Origin of the sequence: Tenacibaculum sediminilitoris (assembly GCF_964513795.1) — a bacterium.
Taxonomy (GTDB): domain Bacteria; phylum Bacteroidota; class Bacteroidia; order Flavobacteriales; family Flavobacteriaceae; genus Polaribacter; species Polaribacter sediminilitoris.
In genome coordinates this window covers 1-19,844 of record NZ_CAZEQR010000002.1, presented here as the reverse complement: position 1 = coordinate 19,844, position 19,844 = coordinate 1, and the positions used below count along the sequence as shown (strand labels likewise).

The window sequence follows — 19,844 nt, the reverse complement described above, 5'->3', positions numbered from 1 at the left end:
GTGAAAATAGCAACAAAGTTTTTTAACATTGTATCAATTCTTTTTGGAATTGTATTAGCTGCTTGGTTTACGCAAATAGACTATAGCGACTTATCATTTAAAAACAATATTTCACCTTACTTAGGAATTGTAACAGCATTATTGTTCATATTCGTAATGCAGTTTGCAAAAAACAATCAAGAAAAACGTAAAAAATAAACGTTTAAACATTCATACATGAGTGAAGAAAACAATAAGTACGAACACGACGAAGAATTAAATGAACCCCTTGAAAATACAGAAACCATAACCAAGGTTACGGGAATGTATAAAGAATGGTTTTTAGATTATGCTTCGTATGTAATTTTAGAACGTGCAGTACCATCTATGGAAGATGGATTTAAACCCGTGCAACGTCGTATTATGCATTCAATGAAAGACTTAGACGATGGACGCTACAACAAAGTAGCAAACATTGTTGGTCATACCATGCAGTATCACCCTCATGGAGATGCTTCAATTGCTGATGCCATGGTACAAATGGGACAAAAAGAGCTGTTAATTGATATGCAAGGTAACTGGGGTAACATTTTAACAGGAGACCGTGCAGCTGCCTCTCGTTATATTGAAGCACGATTATCAAAATTCGCACTAGATGTTGTTTTTAATGCCAAAACCACCGAATGGCAATCTTCGTATGACGGACGTAAAAAAGAACCCGTAAACTTACCTGTAAAGTTCCCTATGCTTTTAGCACAAGGAGCAGAAGGAATTGCAGTAGGGCTTTCCACAAAAATATTGCCACATAACTTCAACGAGTTGATAGATGCATCTATAAAATACTTAAAAGGAAGAAGTTTTACAATTATTCCCGATTTTTTAACAGGAGGAATAGCAGATATTACTAATTATAATGATGGTAAACGAGGAGGAAAAGTAAGGGTAAGAGCAAAAATTTCAGCACTCGATAAAAAGATCTTAGTCATTAACGAAATTCCTTTTGGAACAACTACATCCTCTTTAATTGATAGTATTTTAAAAGCGAATGATAAGGGTAAAATTAAGATTAAGCGTATTGAAGATAATACGGCAGCTAATGTGGAAATCTTAGTGCATCTACCACCCAATGTATCGCCTGATAAAACAATTGACGCATTATATGCATTTACTAGTTGCGAAAACTCGATTTCACCGTTATGTTGTATTATTGAAGATAATAAGCCTGTATTTATTGGAGTAACAGAGGTACTAAAAAAATCGACAGACTTTACAGTAGAGTTATTAAAACGTGAATTAGAAATTCAATTACACGAATTGGAAGAGCAATGGCATTTTGCTTCTTTAGAGCGTATTTTTATTGAAAATAGAATTTATCGTGATATAGAAGAAGTAGAAACATGGGAAGGAGTAATTGAAGCAATTGATGAAGGGTTAAAACCTTTCACCAAACATTTAAAAAGAAAAGTAACCGAAGAAGATATTGTTCGTTTAACAGAGATAAGAATTAAGAAAATATCTAAGTTCGATATCGATAAAGCGAAACAATTTATAGAAGGTTTAGAAGAAAAAATAGCAGAGGTTAAACATCATTTAGAAAACCTAATTGACTTTGCAATAGACTATTTTAAAGAATTAAAATCAAAGTACGGAAAAGGAAAAGAACGTAAAACTGAAATCCGAATTTTTGATGATATCATAGCTACTAAAGTAGTAATGCGTAACTCAAAACTGTATGTGAATAGAGAAGAAGGCTTTATAGGAACATCCTTACGGAAAGATGAATATGTTACTGATTGTGCCGATATTGATGATATAATTGTATTTAGAGATAACGGTTCAATGATGGTAACAAAAGTAGATTCTAAAGCTTTTGTAGGAAAAGGAATTATTCATGTTGCTGTTTTTAAGAAAAAAGACAAAAGAACGGTTTACAATATGATTTATCGAGATGGAGCAAAGGGCCCTACATATATGAAGCGTTTTAATGTAACATCGGTAACTCGTGATAAGGAATACAACCTGGCAAATGACAATACTAAATCAAAAGTGCTTTATTTTACAGCTAACTCTAATGGAGAAGCTGAAGTGGTAACTATTTTATTGCGAGCAGTTGGAAGTGTAAAAAAATTGAAATGGGATATTGATTTTGCTGATTTAGCTATTAAAGGACGAGGAGTACGAGGGAATTTAGTAACTAAGTATTTTGTTAAAAAAGTAGAATTTAAAGAATCGGGAGTTTCAACCTTAAAACCTAGAAAAATTTGGTTTGATGATACGGTACAACGTTTAAATGTTGATGGTAGAGGCGAATTATTAGGTGAGTTCAAAGCAGAAGATAAGATTTTAATAGCTACACAATCAGGAAAAATTAAAGCAGTATCACCAGACCTAGCGATGCATTTTGAAAACGATATAATCGTGCTAGAAAAGTGGAAACCAAACAAACCAATTTCAGCAATTTATTTTGACGGAATAAAAGAGCGTTATTATGTAAAACGATTTTTAGTTGAAACACCTGATAAAGAAGAACTTTTTATATCAGAAGAAGAAAAGTCAAAATTAGAAATTATAGCGACAGATTACCGTCCTGTAGCTGAGGTGATTTTTTCAAAAAGAAATTTAGAAAAAATAGAGGTAAATTTTGAAGACTTTATAACTGTCAAAGGAATTAAGGCTCAAGGAAATCAATTAACTTCAGATAAGATACGAACAGTAAACTTATTAGCGTCATTACCTTACGAAGAACCAGAAGAGAAAAAAGTTGAAGATATTGAGGTAAATGAAGAAGAAGAAATAAAAAAAGAAATATTACCTTTGAATATAGAAGAAACTAAGCCTAAAGAATTTGCAGAATCTAAAGAAGAAAAAGCAAAGAGAGCACTAGAAAAAGCACTTCAAAAGAAGAAAAAAGATAAAGATGACGAAAGTCAAACAGCATTATTTTAATGAATAAGTTTTTACCCTATCGTTTCAATTTGGACACCTTTTTTGGTGTTTTAGGATACATTTGTGTAGTTTTTTTTGTGTCTTGGGCAATTTCAAGGCTGGTACGAGCAATTATTTGGCAATTAATAAAAAGTAAGAAAGAAGATCGTTTTGGTAGAACTAGTATTCAGTTTTTAAGAAATTCAGTATCTTTTGTAATAGGACTTTTAAGTGTCATTTATATAATTATGACAGTACCTGCATTTAGAAGTAAAGCGACGTTAATATTTTCTGGAGCAGGTATTTTAGCAGCTATATTAGGTTTTGCTGCACAAGCAGCACTTTCTAATTTAATAGCAGGTGCCTTTATTGTCATATTTCGTCCGTTTAGAGTAGGTGACTATATTAAGTTGGATGAAACACGGGTAGGAATTGTTGAAGACATAACACTAAGGCATACAGTAATTAATAACTTTGAAAATAAACGGCTAATAATACCAAACTCAGTAATTAGTACAGATTCAGTTTTAAATCATACTATAGAAGATTCTCATGTATTAAGTTTTAATAACTTTAAAATAGGCTTAAAAGCTGATATAGATTTAGCACGAAAAATTATACAAGAAGAAGCTGTTAAACTACCAACTGTTATCGATTACCGTACGCCTGAACAAGTAATGAGTGATATACATCAAGTAGACGTTCGTGTTATTGATGTATTCCCAGATCATATTCATATGAGAGCCTATGTGTGGTTGAATGAACCTTTTCAAGAATTTAAAACTAAATGTGCTTTGAAAGAAGCTGTACACAAACGTTTTTTAGAACAAGGAGTTTCTCTTCCAATACCAATTCATAAGATTATTAGTATGTCTAACTAGTATATAAATAAAAAGAAATTTAATTGTTTTTTTTAAACAAAAAACTGAGCCCTAATCTACTTAAAAACTTCTTCTCAAACTCCCAAAAAAAATTGAACTGCCCAAAAAGCCAACCAGCCAAAGGTAAAGTAGTTTGATAAATAGGGAAAATAAGCAAAATTCTAAGAGGATAATATAACCACGGACTCATAGTTTCAGAAGATAACCCTAATAGGCCAGTTAAAGGTTTAGCAACCAGTGCAGCAAAAGAACCATTGATTGCAAAAACAATAAGAATAGCAGCCAAATCCCAGTTACTGTCTATACCCCAACGCTGTTTTAGTTTTTCCATAGATACTAATATCGCGGCAAAAGTAGCTAAAAGAAAAAGGGCAAACAAATGTTTACCCTTTGATTATTTATATGTACGTATAAAATTTATTTTTTTCCAAAAATCCCACCTAATAAACCACCAAGTAAACCTCCCGATTTTTGTTGGCTATTATTAGCATTTCCTAAAATCATACCAGCTACATCATCAACAATACTTCCATCACCATCGGCATCTAATATCTGCTCTAAAAAACTCTGCTCTTTTTGTGTTGAATTTCCACCTAATAAACCACTAAGTAAACCACTTAAATCACCAGCGCTACTAACATTACTTTGACGCTTTTGCTGACCTAAAACTCCCATTAAAATTGGAGCAGCAGTTTTTAATATATCAGCAACAGCACCAGAATCCATTCCTGCTTTTTGTCCAATAACTTTTTCTACACCTTGTTGTTTGTTTCCTAAAACATGATTTAAAATCTTACTACCATCTTGTACAACATCAGTGTTAACACCGCCATTAAACAAGTCTCCTAAATTATCTAAAATTCCACCATCGTGTTTATTTAAAGCACCCATTAATCCTTCAGCGCCTTGTTCAGTAGAAGCATTTCGTTGCATTGCTTTCATTAAAACAGGCAATGCCATTGTTAATACACTACTAGTTTTACTAGTGTCTTGTCCTGTTGATCCTGCAACACCAGATATAATTGCTTTTCCAGTATCGCTGTTTAGTAAGTCTAAAATTCCTGCCATTTTTGTGTTTTAATAAAGTTAGCACTAAGTTTCTAAATAGTAAGACACAAGAAGGAAACTAAGAGTCACTTTTTTTTAAAAATTTATTTTTACCTTACAGCCTTTTAAAAAAATAAATAATATATAAATTATATGAAAAAACTTGCACTACACTGGCAAATTTTAATAGGAATGGTTTTAGGTATTTTATTTGGGGTAGGAATGACCTTTATAGATAGTGGAGCATCATTCGTGTCTGATTGGATAAAGCCTTTAGGTACAATATTTGTTAAGTTGTTAAAACTTATAGCGGTACCATTAATTATAGCATCATTAGTTAAAGGGATTTCAGATTTAAAAAATATATCTAAATTTAAAAACATTGGTTTACGTACTATATCAATTTATATAGGCACAACAGTAATAGCCATTACAGTAGGGCTATTATTAGTTAATCTAATAGAGCCAGGAAAAGGAATTTCAGAAGAGACTATCACTAAGCTAACAGCTGATTATGCTAATAGTGAAGGAGTACAAGCTAAAATAGCTGAAGCTAGTAAACAAAAAGAAAGTGGACCACTTCAGTTTTTAGAAGATATGGTTCCTGATAATGCTATACAAGCAATGGGTAATAATAAAGCAATGTTACAAGTAATTTTCTTTACTATTTTCTTAGGTATTTCAATGTTGTTAGTTGGAGAGAAAAAAGCGAAACCATTAAAAAAGTTTTTCGATTCATTGAATCAAATAGTTTTAAAAATGGTCGATTTAATTATGTTAACAGCTCCTTATGCAGTATTTGCGTTATTGGCAAATGTTGTGGTGTCTTCTAATGATCCAGATTTATTATTAGCCTTATTAAAATATGCCTTAACTGTTATTGGAGGCTTGTTAATATTAGTAGCTTTTTATATGGTTTTAATAAGTGTATTTGCCAAGAAAAATCCATTGTGGTTTTTACAACAAATAAGTCCAGCACAATTATTAGCATTTTCAACCAGTTCAAGCGCAGCAACATTACCTGTTACTATGGAAAGAGTAGAGGAGCATATTGGAGTAGATAAAGAAGTATCGAGTTTTGTTTTACCAGTTGGAGCTACTATAAATATGGATGGTACTAGTTTATATCAAGCAGTAGCAGCAGTTTTTATAGCACAAGCCTTAAGTTTCGATTTAACTTTTGCAGATCAGTTAACTATTATTTTAACAGCTTTGTTGGCATCTATAGGTTCTGCAGCAGTTCCAGGAGCGGGTATGGTGATGTTAGTGATAGTATTAGAATCAGTTGGTTTTCCAGCAGATAAATTAGCGATAGGTTTAGCGTTAATTTTTGCTGTAGATAGGCCATTAGATATGTGTAGAACAGTTATTAACGTAACAGGAGATGCAACAGTCTCTACTTTAGTAGCGAAATCTGTAGGAAAGCTAGGTAAGCCACATCCAAAAAACTGGGATGATCATTATGATGAAGTAAAATAAAGATAAATCTATTTATATAATGCTTAAAGTAGATTCATCCATAGTTTCTGTTGATTGGTTATATGATAACATACATGCAGATAATTTAATAATTCTTGATGCAACTATTCAAAAAGTAGGAACTAAAGGAGACGGTAAAAAAGAAAAACAGCAAATTCAAAATGCTGTTTTCTTTGATTTAAAGAACATCTTTTTAGATACTCAAGGAAAATACCCAAATACAATTCCTTCAGAAAGATATTTTGAAAAAGAAGTACAACAATTAGGTATAAATAACGATAGTTGTATAATTGTATATGACAACTTAGGAGTGTACTCAGCTCCAAGAGCTTGGTGGTTGTTTAAAACATTTGGGTTTACAAATATTGCAGTTTTAAACGGAGGTCTTACTGCTTGGGAAGAGGCAGGTTATGAGGTAGAGCCTAAAAAAGAGAGAAAATTATCGGTAGGAAACTTTGCTTCTAATTTTAATAAGAGTAAAGTAAGTAATACGGAGGAAGTATTAAAAGCATCTCATCATAAAAAAGTTATAATAGATGCCCGTTCTAAAGGAAGATTTAATGCTACTCAACCAGAGCCTAGAAAAGATTTAAGAGGAGGTCATATTCCACATTCTAAAAGTTTGCCTTATACTGAGCTACAAACTAAAGGGAAGATGAAATCAAAAGCAGAACTTCAAAAAATATTTTCAGAGATAAACCCCAAAAAAGAAGAAATGATTTTTTCTTGTGGGTCAGGAATTACAGCTTGTATATTAGCTTTAGGGGCAGAAATATCAAAAAACACAAATTATAGTGTGTATGATGGTTCTTGGACAGAATGGGCAAGTAGGTTAGAGTTACCAATAGAAAAATAATTAAAAATGAAAAGAAGCATTTTATTGCTTGTTATGCTGTTTTTAACTTCAGAAAGTCATGCTTATTACTTAGGAGTTAATGGAGTAATAGTTAAAAAGGTATAAGGTTTACAAGTGTAATAGTAATATCATGAAACAGAAATAAATCAATATTATTAACCATTATACATGTATTGTTTAGCTAGTTATGTGTAACTTATTGTTTATATCATTTTTTTTACTTCTTGCCTTAAAAAGCTAATAGCAGTATTAGCTGGACTTTCTTGTTGTGAATAGTCAATCAATACGTTTTCTCGTAAATCTTTAGCTGTTTCAGAATTCTCTGCACTAGAACGTAATTTGGCAATAATGGCAAATTTAGCAGTTAAAACTGCTTTCCAACTATCGTCAGAAATATATAATTGTTGTACTAAATTATGTTCAAACTCTTGTTCTATATTAGCTATTAAAAGTTGTAGGTAATTATCAATATTCTCTCCTATTGGATTAACTCTTAAAAGTAATTTTGATGGATTGATGCGCTCACAAAACAATAACATACGTTCGTAAGCTTTTAGTTTTGTAGGTAAACTCTCACGTTTTTTTTCAACTAAAGCATTGAATGTTTTTTCTTTTTCATCTTGTTCAATAAAGCGACCTAAAATTAGGTAAGCTACAACGCCAGTTACTAATGCTGGTAGGGTATAAGCAATCCCTTCAATAATTTTATCTTCCATAATGCGAATATACGAGTCCTGTTAAAATTGCCAATCCAAAACTTAATAAAGTTCCAATCAGTACATACTCAGTAAGCTTTCTGTCTTTTGATGCAGTTAAGTCGCCAAACCTAAATATAGATTTTGCAGCGAGTAAAAAACCAACACCTGCCCATTGGTTAATTATAATAAAAACAAAAATTAATAAGCGTTCTAAGAAACCAATATACTTACCTGCATTGGCTAACGATTGTTCTATAGATTTATTACCTTTTTCTGGATTCCATTTAGATATTAAAGTGTTTATAATGATGGAAGAAGTATAGGTAACAAAAATTAGACAAGCAAAAAGTAATAAGTTTTGTTTACTTAAAATAATATTTATATTCACTTTAAAAGGAGAATATATGTATGTAGCAAAACCTAAGAAAAGTAAATGTAAAGCTTGATCTAAAAAGAAAAACAACCGCTTAGTTTTTTTCTTTTGAAAATATAATTTTCCGATATCAACTAGGTAATGAGATACAATTACGAGTAAAAAAACATTCCAATATTTAGAGTTGAATTGTAATAATAATAGTAATAAAATTATGTGAACACCTATGTGAATATATAACTTTGAAGATTTTATTTTCTTCTTCTCTTTGTTTTTTACCCAGTTTTTAGGTTGAAACACAAAATCGCCTAATAAATGAGCGACGAGTAGTTTTAAGAACAGCATCATAAGTTGTTTCGTTTCAGATTCATCAGTTTTCTATAGCGTTTTTCTAGTTTCATAATTTCATCAAAACCAGAACGCTTTCTTCGTTCGCTAGCACTGCTTTCGGAAATAGCTAGTTTTTTAGCAATTACTTTTTGAGTACATTCTAGATTTTGTAAATACATATGTACAAAAGCAGCAGAATTAGTTGTCCAGTTGTCCATAATTAATAAACTTAAACCCAAAGAAACTTCAAATTCTTCATTAATATCCTCCCAAGGTGTTTTCAAGGCTAAATTTTGCTTTTTTAATAAATAATCAAAAGCATATCCAGAGTTGATAAAAACTTCACCATTGGCTTCTGTAATTTTTTCAGTATCAAAACTTTTATCACCAACACCAATAGCTAAACGAATGTCTAAATCTTTTATTTTCTTGATGTTAGTTTTTAGTTCAATAGCAAAAAATAACGTTTCAGTAATATTCTCAATTTCAATTTGAAAACTATCTCCACGAAAAAGTTCCCATGTTTTCGGTGTTTCTCCAATAGAGTTAAAAGATTTTTTAAGTAAAGGAAGCCATGTCTTAACAGAAACACCTCTAGAATTGATAATATCACCTGTAATTACACTTGTCATGTATCTAAAATTTAAGTAAAAATAAGTTTTTGAATTTAAAACACCAAATAATTCGGCTTTTAAAACGAATGTTTAAAAATAAGGGTTTTAAGGCGAATATTAATTAATTCGGGTTTTAAGTAGAATTAATGGCATCTAAAATTAGTGAATAAAAAAAGGCTCAGAATCTTTAAAAAACCTAAAAGATTGGTTAATTTTCCATTTTTAAAATACTTTCAATTTAATTTCCATTGAGTACTTATTTAGAGCAACTTAACGAACCACAGAGAGCAGCTGTTTTACAAAAAGACGGCCCAATGATAATTATAGCAGGAGCAGGATCGGGTAAAACGAGAGTGTTGACCTATAAAATTGCCTATTTGATGGAGCAAGGAGTAGATGCATTTAATATTTTATCATTAACATTTACTAACAAAGCTGCCCGTGAAATGAAAGATCGTATTGGCAAGGTAGTAGGTTATAGTGAAGCTAAAAACCTTTGGATGGGAACTTTTCACTCAGTTTTTGCACGTATTTTACGTTCTGAAGCAGACCGATTAGGATATCCGTCAAACTTTACGATTTACGATACACAAGATTCAGTTCGATTGATAACGGCAATTATCAAAGAAGCGAATTTAGATAAAGATAGATACAAGCCAAAGCAAATTTTAAGTAGAATTTCTTCTTTCAAAAACAGCTTGATAACGGTTAGAGCTTATTTTAATAATTCTGACTTACAACAAGCCGATTTAGAAGCTAGCCGTCCAAGAGTAGGAGATATATACAAAGAATATGTTGATAGATGCTTTAAATCTGGAGCAATGGATTTTGATGATTTATTGTTAAGAACCAACGAACTATTAGCTCGTTTTCCAGATGTATTAGCAAAATATCAAGATCGTTTTCGCTACATTTTGGTGGATGAGTACCAAGACACCAACCATTCACAATATTTAATTGTACGCGCGTTGGCAGATCGTTTTCAGAATATTTGTGTGGTAGGAGACGACTCTCAAAGTATTTATGGATTTCGTGGAGCAAACATTCAAAATATTTTGAATTTCCAAAAGGATTATCCAGATGTAAAAACATTTAAATTAGAGCAAAACTATCGCTCTACAAGTAATATTGTTAGAGCTGCGAATAGTGTAATAGACAAGAATAAAACCAAGTTAGATAAAGAAATTTGGACAGCAAATGATGCAGGAGATAGTGTCAAAGTAATGCGAACTATTTCTGATGGTGAAGAGGGGCGCTTTGTGGCACAATCTATTTGGGAAAATCAAATGAATCACCAGCTTACAAGTGATCAATTTGCTATTCTGTATCGTACCAATGCACAATCGAGAGCAATAGAAGATGCATTGCGTAAAAAAGATATTAAATATAAAATTTACGGGGGGATTTCATTCTATCAACGTAAAGAAATTAAAGATTTATTATCGTATTTACGAATTTTAATCAACCCAAATGATGAAGAGGCATTAAAACGTATTATCAACTATCCGGCGAGAGGAATTGGAGCCACAACGTTAGATAAACTAACCATTGCAGCGAATCATTACAATAAATCAATGTTCGATATTTTAAAGAATATCAGTGCTATAGATATTAATATTAATTCTGGAACCAAAACAAAGTTGCAAAACTTTGTAAACATGATTCAGCGTTTTCAAATAGAAACACAAACAAAAAACGCTTTTGAAATTGCCGATTTGGTGGTGAAACAAACACAACTTGTAAAAGATTTACAAAAAGACGGAACGCCAGAAGGAGTTAATAAGGTTGAAAATGTTCAAGAACTTTTAAACGGAATAAAAGACTTCATTACCGATAAAATAGAAACAGGAGAGGACGCTTCGTTAACATCATTTTTAGAAGATGTTGCGCTAGCAACTGATTTTGATTCTGATAAACAAGATGAAGAACCTAGAGTTTCATTAATGACGATTCACTTATCTAAAGGATTAGAATTTCCGTATGTGTACATTGTTGGGTTAGAAGAGAGTTTATTTCCTTCTGCTATGAGTATGAATACTCGTAGTGAGTTAGAAGAAGAACGTCGTTTGTTTTATGTAGCATTAACAAGAGCAGAAAAAGGAGCTTATTTAACGTATGCACAAACACGTTATCGTTGGGGTAAATTAACCGATGGAGAACCTAGTAGATTTTTAGAGGAAATAGATGAGCAATACTTAGAGTATTTAACCCCTAAAACACCCGAACCATCAGTAAATAGATTTATTGATGCGAGTTTGTTTGAAGATGATACTCCACAGAAAATTCGTTTTCAAAAACCAATCCAGAAAAAAAGAAAAGAGTTTTTAGCAAAGAAGGAAAAGCCAAACATGGTTCCACCAAAAAGTAAAATGACAAAGGTTTCAGAAATGAACCCAAAAATGAATTTATTTGATGGAGAAATCACAGTGGGTAATATAGTAGAACATAATCGTTTTGGCACAGGAAGAGTGTTAGCTTTAGAAGGAAAAGGACCCAATAAAAAGGCAGAAATAGAGTTTAGTACCGTAGGTAAAAAGAAATTATTATTACAATTTGCAAAATTGAAAGTAATCGGGTAGTTAATTCATAATAATTACCTATTTTGCATAGATAAAATATAGAGAAATGACGTTTGATTTAGAATACAATTCGAAAAGATCCAAATTAATTATCCCAGAATATGGAAGGCATATACAGAAGTTAGTAAACCATTGTATCGCTTTAGAAGATAAAGAAGAACGAAACACAATGGCTAAAGCTATTATTGATGTTATGGGAAATTTACAACCTCACTTACGAGATGTGCCAGATTTTAAGCATAAACTGTGGGATCAGTTACATATAATGGCAGATTTTGAGTTAGATGTAGATTCTCCATACGAAACACCTTCCAAGGAGGAGTTACAAGAATCTCCAGAGAGATTACCATACCCCAAATCAGCATCAAAATATCGTTTTTATGGAACGAATATTCAAACAATGATTGATGTTGCGTTAACATGGGAGGAAGGTGAAATGAAAGAAGCTTTGGTATTTACTATTGCGAATCACATGAAAAAATGCTATTTAAACTGGAATAAAGATACCGTTGATGATAATGTGATTTTTGATCACTTATATGAATTGTCTGATGGAAAAATTGATATTCGAGACATCGAAGAAGATTTAACAGATAGTAAAAGCTTATTAAGAAAGCGTACTAACCAAGGTCAACATAAAAGTAATTCAAAAGGAAAATTAAATACTAAATATAGAAAAAAGTAAATGGCATCATTTAAAATAGAAGGAGGTCACAAATTAAAAGGAACAATAACACCACAAGGAGCAAAAAATGAAGCATTACAAGTAATATGTGCGGTGTTATTAACTTCAAAAAAAGTAATAATAAATAACGTTCCTGATATTATTGATGTCAATAAACTGATTTTTATTTTAGGAGAATTAGGAGTTAAAATAGAAAAAATATCTAAAAACTCGTATAGTTTTCAAGCAGATGATATCAATCTAAAATACTTAGAGTCATCAGAATTTAAAAGAGATGGTAGTTCATTAAGAGGTTCTATCATGATTGTTGGTCCTTTATTAGCTCGTTTTGGAAAAGGATATATTCCACGTCCAGGAGGAGATAAAATAGGACGCCGTCGCTTAGATACCCATTTCGAAGGTTTTATAAATCTGGGTGCAAAATTTCGTTACAATCGTGAAGAATACTTTTATGGAGTAGAAACAGATACAGGCTTAGTAGGTACGGAGATGTTATTAGATGAAGCCTCTGTAACAGGTACTGCTAACATTATTATGGCAGCTGTATTAGCTAAAGGAGTTACAACAATATACAACGCAGCATGTGAACCATACATTCAGCAATTATCAAAAATGTTGAACTCTATGGGAGCAAAAATCTCTGGAGTAAGCTCTAATTTACTTACCATTGAAGGAGTAGAATCATTAGGAGGTTGTGAACATACCATTTTACCAGATATGATTGAAATAGGTAGTTGGATAGGTATGGCTGCTATGACACGTTCTGAATTAACAATTAAAAATGTAAGTTGGAATGATTTAGGGCAAATTCCAAATGTATTTAGAAAATTAGGAATTCAGTTAGAAAGAAAAGGAGACGACATTTATATTCCAGAGCAAGAAAACTATGAAATACAAAGTTATATTGATGGGTCGGTACTTACTGTCGCTGATGCTCCCTGGCCAGGATTTACACCAGATTTATTAAGTATCGTTTTAGTAGTAGCTACCCAAGCAAAAGGAACGGTGCTAATTCATCAAAAAATGTTTGAAAGTCGTTTGTTTTTTGTTGATAAGTTAATTGATATGGGAGCGAAAGTAATTTTATGTGATCCGCACAGAGCAACAGTAATTGGACACGATTTTAAGTCACAATTAAAGGCAACTAAAATGACTTCACCAGATATTCGAGCGGGTATTTCATTGCTAATAGCTGCACTTTCAGCAAAAGGAACTAGTATTATTAATAATATTGAACAGATAGATAGAGGTTACGAAGATATTGAAGCTCGTTTAAAATCGATTGGAGCTAAGGTTGAAAGGCTTGAATATTAAGTTAGATAGAAGTATCTAATCATTAAAAATGGGTTAGAAAGTAAAAGAAGTTTTGATGTAAATCAACTTAACCAGTTAGTAAGAATATAAAAAAACCTGTTATCTTAAGATAACAGGTTTTTTTAAATGTAAACTATATTACATTTCTTCATTACAAGTATACTGTTGTGTACAAGCAAAGTATTTATGGCAATATAAAGGTCCAGTTACTCTACCAGCACAATCACATCCACAATTGCTAAGATCAATACTTACACCACCAGTTAAGTTTTGTTGTTGTTTCTTAGAAAGAATAGAAACTCCTGAAATGTTTAAAAAATTCTGTTTCATAATGAGGGACTGTTTAAATGTTATATGTTAATTAAAATTTTTATAAATATATAATATTGAAATGTTTGAACAAAATATAAATAAACATTTCTTTTATCGTTTGTTTTTTTAACGATGTTAAAATAGTACCTGTGATGTCATAATGACATATTTTCCTTATTGGCAGTATTCTTGTAAACCCTAAGGTGTTAAATACAAGAAACGATTTACAATGAGTAAAGACCAATATACAAAAGAAGACGAAATTAATGACGCTATCAAAAATGGCGATTTAGGAGAGAATCAAGAAGAAATTCTAGAAAATAAGGATGTTGAAGCAAAAGAAGAACCATCAACAGAAGAATTAATTCAAGCAGAAAAAGATAAATATTTACGTTTGTTTGCAGAGTTTGAGAACTATAAAAAACGTACTTCAAAAGAACGTATAGAGCTTTTTAAAACAGCGAGTCAAGAATTAATGACAGCTTTACTGCCAATTATGGATGATTTTGATAGAGGTTTGGTAGAAATTAGAAAATCTGAAGACTCTGAATTATTAAAAGGTATAGAGCTTATAAATACAAAGTTCAAAAATATCCTAACTCAAAAAGGACTAACAGAAATAGAAGTAAAAAAAGGAGATGATTTTGATGCAGAAATACACGATGCAATAACACAAATACCAGTCCCTACAGATGATTTAAAAGGAAAAATTATCGATTGTGTAGAGAAAGGATATAAGTTAGGAGATAAAATTATTCGCCATCCTAAAGTAGTAATGGGGCAAGCGTAAAACAATTATCATTAATAGAATTATTAGTTGTTAGTAGTTAAGATAACTGTTTACTGATAATTGAACATTAAAAGTTATGGCAAAACAAGATTATTACGAAATATTAGGAATATCAAAATCAGCATCTCAAGCTGAAATTAAAAAGGCATATCGTAAGATGGCAATTAAGCACCATCCAGATAAAAACCCAGACGATAAAGAAGCCGAAGAGAAATTTAAATTAGCGGCGGAAGCTTATGAGGTATTAAGTGACGAAAATAAAAAAGCTCGTTATGATCAATACGGTCATGCTGCTTTTGAAGGAGGTCAAGGAGGCTTCGGTGGAGGAGGTATGAATATGGACGACATATTTAGCCAGTTTGGAGATATTTTCGGAGGAGCTTTTGGAGGTGGTTTCGGAGGTTTTGGGGGTGGTGGTCACCGTCAAGCACGAGTAAAAGGTAGCAACTTACGTATTCGTGTAAAACTAACTTTAGAAGAAATTGCAAAAGGAGTTGAAAAGAAGGTAAAAGTTCGTAGAAAGGTTCAAGCCGATGGAGTAACTTATAAAACGTGTTCAACATGTAATGGTAGCGGACAGCAAATGCGTGTAACCAATACTATTTTAGGTAGAATGCAAACAGCCACTACTTGTACTACTTGTCAAGGAGCAGGAGAAATGCTAGATAAGAAACCAAGTGGAGCAGATGCACAAGGAATGATAGTAAAAGAAGAAACCGTTTTTATCAATATTCCAGAAGGAGTAACAGAAGGAGTCCAATTAAAAGTAGGAGGAAAAGGAAATGAAGCACCAGGTAAAAACTCTATTCCAGGAGATTTATTAGTGTTGATTGAAGAAGTACCACATGAGAACTTAAAGCGTGAAGGAAGCAATATTCACTACGACTTATATATAAACTTTTCAGAAGCAGTTCTTGGAATATCAAAAGAAATAGAAACAGTAACAGGAAAAGTTAAAATTAAGATAGATCCAGGAACTCAATCTGGTAAAATTTTACGCTTAAAAGGAAAAGGGCTACCTAGTATTGAACGTTACGGACATGGAGATTTCTTAATTCATATAAATGTGTGGACACCACAAGAATTAACGAAAGATCAACGCAAGTTTTTTGAGGAAATGCTAGAAGATGAGAACTTTAGCCCAAACCCGCAGAAGTCGGACAAATCTTTCTTTGAAAAGGTTAAAGACATGTTTTCTTAAAAAAATCTTAAAAAAGATAATTTTTTTTTAAAAAAATTTTTTTTAAACGAAAAACAGTTATATATTTGTAGTGTCTAGGAGACGTTCTAGACACTTTTTCTTTTTCATAGCAATTTTCCCACTCAATTCTTTTGAGTGGGTTTTTTTATGAATGAAGGTGTGAACCTATTATTTAATTATAAATAGCAGACCTATCTTATCGACTTATATTAATTATAAGTAGGAAAGTCTGGACACCATAGAGTAGCATAGCGGATAACATCCGTCCAGTGTAAACTGAGGACAAGTGCAACAGAAAGAATGTACAGGTAATGCTGTAGTGAAACCAGGTAAACTCTATGCGGTGCAATGCCATGTACATTAGAGATTGAGCGCTACTCGCGCGATTCTAAGGGGTAGGCAGATTGATTCTGAGAGTAATTTCAGAACTAGATAAATGATAAGAGCCTTATTTTATAAGGAACAGAATCCAGCTTATGGGTCTGCTTTTTTCCTATTTAGAATCATTATACCATTTTTTTTAAATCTTCTAAAAATGGTGAATTATCAATTTGATAATTATTAGGTGGTTTTTTATTTGTTTTTTTGAGATATTTTTAAAAAGTGGCTTTTCAAATTAAATTAATTTGTTTTTTTAGCTGTTTTGTTGTTTATTTTTAAAATTAAGGTTAAAATACTACTTTTGCTAAGCAAAAAATAACAGGATAAAGCTGAAGAAAAATTAGTTTTAATAGATAGTAACTTATACTATTTCCTTATCAATAATTTAAAAACAAAACTTTTTATGAATACATACTCAGATTACCTAAAGGAGATTGAAGTAAGAAAAGCACAAGGGCTTCACCCTAAGCCAATTGATGGAAGTGAATTGTTAACAGAAATCATCTCACAAATTAAAGGTGTAAACAATCCTTACAGAGAAGATTCTCTTAATTTCTTTATTTATAATGTTTTACCTGGTACAACAAGTGCTGCCGCTGTAAAAGCTAAATTTTTAAAAGAGATTATTCTTGGTGAATCTGTAGTAGAAGAAATAACTCCTGCTTTTGCTTTAGAACAACTAGGGCATATGAAAGGAGGAGCCTCTATTGAAGTTTTACTTGATTTAGCTTTAGGCAATGATATGATTACTGCTGAAGAAGCTGCAAAAGTGTTGAAAACTCAAGTATTCTTATACGAAGCAGATACAGAACGCTTAGAAGAAGCTTATAAAGCAGGTAATGAAATAGCCAAACAGCTTATCGAGAGCTATGCACAAGCAGAGTTTTTTACAAAACTACCTGAGGTAGAAGAAGAAATTAAAGTAGTTACATACATAGCTGGAGTTGGAGATATATCAACAGATTTATTATCTCCAGGTGCTGATGCACACTCAAGATCTGATCGTGAATTACATGGACAGTCTATTTTTGAGCATAATAAAGATATGCAAAAAGAGTTGTTAGCATTAAAAGAAGAACATCCAGACAAGCGTGTGATGTTAGTAGCTGAAAAAGGAACTATGGGAGTAGGTTCTTCTAGAATGTCAGGTGTTAATAACGTGGCTTTATGGACAGGTATTGAATCAAGTCCATACGTTCCATTTATCAATATAGCACCTGTAATTGCAGGAACTAACGGTATTTCTCCAATTTTTTTAACTACAGTTGGTGTAACAGGTGGTATCGGTATTGATCTTAAAAACTGGGTTAAGCAAAAAGATGCTGAAGGAAATACAATTGTAGATGAAGATGGAGAGCCTGTTTTAAAGCAAGAATATTCTGTAGAAACAGGAACTGTTCTTACAATTAACACAAAGACTAAAAAATTATACAACGGAGATAAAGAATTAAAAGATATTTCAGCAGCATTAACTCCGCAAAAAATGGAGTTTATTAAATCTGGAGGTTCTTATGCAGTTGTTTTTGGTAAGAAATTACAAACATTTGCAGCTAAAGTATTAGGAATTGAAGTTCCTCAAGTATATGCTACTTCTAAAGAAATTTCTGTAGAAGGACAAGGCTTAACTGCAGTTGAAAAAATCTTCAATAAAAATGCAGTAGGAACAACTCCAGGAAAAACATTACATGCAGGCTCTGATGCACGTGTAGAAGTTAATATTGTAGGTTCTCAAGATACTACAGGATTAATGACTTCTCAGGAATTAGAAATGATGGCTGCTACAGTTATTTCACCAATAGTTGATGGTGCATACCAATCAGGTTGTCATACAGCTTCAGTATGGGATGATAAATCAAAAGCAAATATTCCAAGATTAATGAAGTTTATGAACGACTTTGGTTTAATTACAGGACGTGATCCTAAAGGACAATATCCTGCAATGACTGATGTAATTCATAAAGTATTAAACGATATTACGGTTAGTGATTGGGATATAATTATTGGAGGAGATTCACATACACGTATGTCTAAAGGAGTAGCTTTTGGTGCCGATTCTGGTACTGTAGCGTTAGCTTTGGCAACAGGAGAAGCAACAATGCCAATACCACAATCTGTTAAAGTAACATTTAAAGGAAACATGAGAAGTTTTATGGACTTCCGTGACGTAGTTCATGCAACACAACAACAAATGTTAAAGCAATTTGATGGAGAAAATGTGTTCCAAGGAAGAGTTATTGAAGTGCATATAGGTACATTAACAGCAGATCAAGCCTTTACATTTACTGACTGGACTGCAGAAATGAAAGCGAAGGCTTCTATCTGTATTTCAGAAGATGAAACATTAATTGAATCATTAGAAATTGCTAGAAACCGTATCCAAATCATGATTGATAAAGGAATGGATAATGATAAACAAGTATTAAAAGGTTTAGTTGATAAAGCGAATACTAGAATCCAAGAGGTTAAAACAGGAATTAAACCAGCATTAAAACCAGATGCTGACGCTAAATATTATGCAGAGGTAGTAATCGATTTAGATGAAATAGCTGAACCAATGATTGCTGATCCTGATGTAAATAACGAAGATGTATCTAAGCGTTATACACACGATACCATTCGCCCATTATCATTCTATGGAGGAACTAAAAAAGTAGATTTAGGTTTCGTAGGGTCTTGTATGGTTCATAAAGGAGATATGAAAATTTTAGCCCAAATGTTGAAAAATATTGAAGAGCAACAGGGAAAAATAGAGTTTAATGCTCCGTTAGTAGTTGCTCCTCCAACATACAATATTGTAGATGAGTTAAAAGCAGAAGGTGATTGGGAAGTATTACAAAAATACTCTGGGTTTGAATTTGATGATAATGCACCAAAAGGATTAGCACGTACGAAGTATGAAAACATGTTATACTTAGAACGTCCTGGATGTAACTTATGTATGGGTAACCAAGAAAAAGCAGAACCAGGAGATACAGTAATGGCTACATCAACACGTTTATTCCAAGGAAGAGTAGTAAAAGATTCAGGAGAGAAAAAAGGAGAGTCTTTATTATCATCTACACCAGTAGTAGTGTTATCTACAATTTTAGGAAGAACCCCTACTATGAAAGAATATGAAAAAGCAGTTGATGGCATCGTTTTAACGAAATTCAAACCATCTCAAAAACAATTAGTAAGTTCATAGCTATATCAAATTATTTTATTGAGTCGTCCTAAAATAGGTTGACAGTTATTTAAAAAATTATATTGAACCAGAGAAGTTAACTTCTCTGGTTTTTTTGTTATGTACAAAGTTAGGTGTTTTCATGTTAAGACTTAAATGTGGTCTTTTGTTATTATATGTATTTATAGACTCTTTAATTAATTGTTTAAGTTCCTTTCCATTATTACATTTATAAAT

General features: G+C 32.0%; 18 protein-coding genes and 1 other RNA gene. 12 read left to right on the top strand and 7 right to left on the bottom strand.

Annotated elements, in window-relative coordinates; genetic code table 11:
* The 3 genes from ACKTSW_RS00645 to ACKTSW_RS00635 are packed head-to-tail and all read left to right on the top strand — an operon-like array spanning nucleotide 1 to nucleotide 3,785.
* Nucleotides 1-198 (top strand): hypothetical protein, encoded by a 198-nt coding sequence (locus tag ACKTSW_RS00645; protein ID WP_408023342.1) that lies wholly within the window; start codon nucleotides 1-3, stop codon nucleotides 196-198.
* Between the two features lie 18 nt (nucleotides 199-216).
* On the top strand, nucleotides 217-2,925 hold the full coding sequence (locus ACKTSW_RS00640) for a DNA gyrase/topoisomerase IV subunit A (RefSeq protein WP_408023341.1): 2,709 nt from the start codon (nucleotides 217-219) through the stop codon (nucleotides 2,923-2,925).
* Nucleotides 2,925-3,785: a mechanosensitive ion channel family protein gene (locus ACKTSW_RS00635; RefSeq protein WP_408023340.1), complete on the top strand. Its 861-nt coding sequence runs from the start codon at nucleotides 2,925-2,927 to the stop codon at nucleotides 3,783-3,785. The genes ACKTSW_RS00640 and ACKTSW_RS00635 overlap by 1 nt, the downstream gene beginning before the upstream one ends.
* A gap of 19 nt (nucleotides 3,786-3,804) precedes the next feature.
* On the opposite strand, the gene ACKTSW_RS00630 is transcribed toward ACKTSW_RS00635, so the two are convergent.
* A complete protein-coding gene (locus ACKTSW_RS00630) occupies nucleotides 3,805-4,116 on the bottom strand; it encodes a DUF6787 family protein (protein ID WP_408023339.1) in 312 nt (103 codons plus the stop codon).
* An 86-nt stretch (nucleotides 4,117-4,202) separates the two neighbouring features.
* Complete coding sequence (locus tag ACKTSW_RS00625; RefSeq protein ID WP_408023338.1) at nucleotides 4,203-4,853, bottom strand: DUF937 domain-containing protein; 651 nt, start codon at nucleotides 4,851-4,853, stop codon at nucleotides 4,203-4,205.
* A 132-nt stretch (nucleotides 4,854-4,985) separates the two neighbouring features.
* Here ACKTSW_RS00625 and ACKTSW_RS00620 point away from each other — a divergent pair, with 132 nt between their 5' ends.
* Together ACKTSW_RS00620 and ACKTSW_RS00615 are read left to right on the top strand one after the other, a co-directional pair.
* Entirely contained in the window at nucleotides 4,986-6,311 is a 1,326-nt protein-coding gene (locus ACKTSW_RS00620) for a dicarboxylate/amino acid:cation symporter (RefSeq protein ID WP_408023337.1), read from the top strand.
* A gap of 19 nt (nucleotides 6,312-6,330) precedes the next feature.
* On the top strand, nucleotides 6,331-7,167 hold the full coding sequence (locus tag ACKTSW_RS00615; protein WP_408023336.1) for a sulfurtransferase: 837 nt from the start codon (nucleotides 6,331-6,333) through the stop codon (nucleotides 7,165-7,167).
* A gap of 203 nt (nucleotides 7,168-7,370) precedes the next feature.
* Here the strand turns inward: ACKTSW_RS00615 and ACKTSW_RS00610 are convergent, their stop codons facing one another.
* Genes ACKTSW_RS00610 through ACKTSW_RS00600 form a run of 3 tightly spaced genes read right to left on the bottom strand, consistent with a single transcriptional unit; the run spans nucleotide 7,371 to nucleotide 9,200 of the window.
* Nucleotides 7,371-7,883 carry a DUF7935 family protein gene (locus tag ACKTSW_RS00610; RefSeq protein WP_408023335.1) on the bottom strand — a complete coding sequence of 171 codons (513 nt, stop codon included), beginning with the start codon at nucleotides 7,881-7,883 and terminating at the stop codon, nucleotides 7,371-7,373.
* The gene (locus ACKTSW_RS00605) at nucleotides 7,873-8,586 is read right to left on the bottom strand and encodes a DUF3307 domain-containing protein (protein ID WP_408023334.1); all 714 of its coding nucleotides are present in this window, start codon (nucleotides 8,584-8,586) and stop codon (nucleotides 7,873-7,875) included. Before ACKTSW_RS00605 ends, ACKTSW_RS00610 begins: the two co-directional genes overlap by 11 nt.
* The gene (locus ACKTSW_RS00600; RefSeq protein ID WP_408023333.1) at nucleotides 8,583-9,200 is read right to left on the bottom strand and encodes a SatD family protein; all 618 of its coding nucleotides are present in this window, start codon (nucleotides 9,198-9,200) and stop codon (nucleotides 8,583-8,585) included. Before ACKTSW_RS00600 ends, ACKTSW_RS00605 begins: the two co-directional genes overlap by 4 nt.
* Nucleotides 9,201-9,430: 230 nt before the next feature.
* Here ACKTSW_RS00600 and ACKTSW_RS00595 point away from each other — a divergent pair, with 230 nt between their 5' ends.
* From ACKTSW_RS00595 to murA, 3 genes are read left to right on the top strand one after another with little or no spacing between them, the layout of a single operon-like run.
* On the top strand, nucleotides 9,431-11,761 hold the full coding sequence (locus ACKTSW_RS00595) for an ATP-dependent helicase (protein ID WP_408023332.1): 2,331 nt from the start codon (nucleotides 9,431-9,433) through the stop codon (nucleotides 11,759-11,761).
* 46 nt (nucleotides 11,762-11,807) lie between these two features.
* Entirely contained in the window at nucleotides 11,808-12,446 is a 639-nt protein-coding gene (locus ACKTSW_RS00590; RefSeq protein WP_408023331.1) for a DUF4290 domain-containing protein, read from the top strand.
* Nucleotides 12,447-13,760: a UDP-N-acetylglucosamine 1-carboxyvinyltransferase gene (murA, locus tag ACKTSW_RS00585; RefSeq protein WP_408023330.1), complete on the top strand. Its 1,314-nt coding sequence runs from the start codon at nucleotides 12,447-12,449 to the stop codon at nucleotides 13,758-13,760.
* Nucleotides 13,761-13,898: 138 nt separating this feature from the next.
* Here the strand turns inward: murA and ACKTSW_RS00580 are convergent, their stop codons facing one another.
* The gene (locus ACKTSW_RS00580; RefSeq protein WP_408023329.1) at nucleotides 13,899-14,090 is read right to left on the bottom strand and encodes a hypothetical protein; all 192 of its coding nucleotides are present in this window, start codon (nucleotides 14,088-14,090) and stop codon (nucleotides 13,899-13,901) included.
* A 211-nt stretch (nucleotides 14,091-14,301) separates the two neighbouring features.
* Here ACKTSW_RS00580 and ACKTSW_RS00575 point away from each other — a divergent pair, with 211 nt between their 5' ends.
* The 4 genes from ACKTSW_RS00575 to ACKTSW_RS00560 all read left to right on the top strand — a co-directional run bounded on the left by ACKTSW_RS00575 (nucleotide 14,302) and on the right by ACKTSW_RS00560 (nucleotide 19,628).
* Entirely contained in the window at nucleotides 14,302-14,862 is a 561-nt protein-coding gene (locus tag ACKTSW_RS00575) for a nucleotide exchange factor GrpE (protein WP_408023328.1), read from the top strand.
* 76 nt (nucleotides 14,863-14,938) lie between these two features.
* The gene (dnaJ, locus tag ACKTSW_RS00570) at nucleotides 14,939-16,063 is read left to right on the top strand and encodes a molecular chaperone DnaJ (RefSeq protein ID WP_408023327.1); all 1,125 of its coding nucleotides are present in this window, start codon (nucleotides 14,939-14,941) and stop codon (nucleotides 16,061-16,063) included.
* 182 nt (nucleotides 16,064-16,245) lie between these two features.
* Nucleotides 16,246-16,556, top strand: an RNA gene (gene rnpB, locus ACKTSW_RS00565) — RNase P RNA component class A.
* 291 nt (nucleotides 16,557-16,847) lie between these two features.
* A complete protein-coding gene (locus ACKTSW_RS00560) occupies nucleotides 16,848-19,628 on the top strand; it encodes a bifunctional aconitate hydratase 2/2-methylisocitrate dehydratase (protein ID WP_408023326.1) in 2,781 nt (926 codons plus the stop codon).
* Nucleotides 19,629-19,685: 57 nt separating this feature from the next.
* On the opposite strand, the gene ACKTSW_RS00555 is transcribed toward ACKTSW_RS00560, so the two are convergent.
* Nucleotides 19,686-19,844: integrase core domain-containing protein (locus ACKTSW_RS00555; RefSeq protein WP_408023416.1), on the bottom strand; the 159-nt coding region annotated here is incomplete at its 5' end.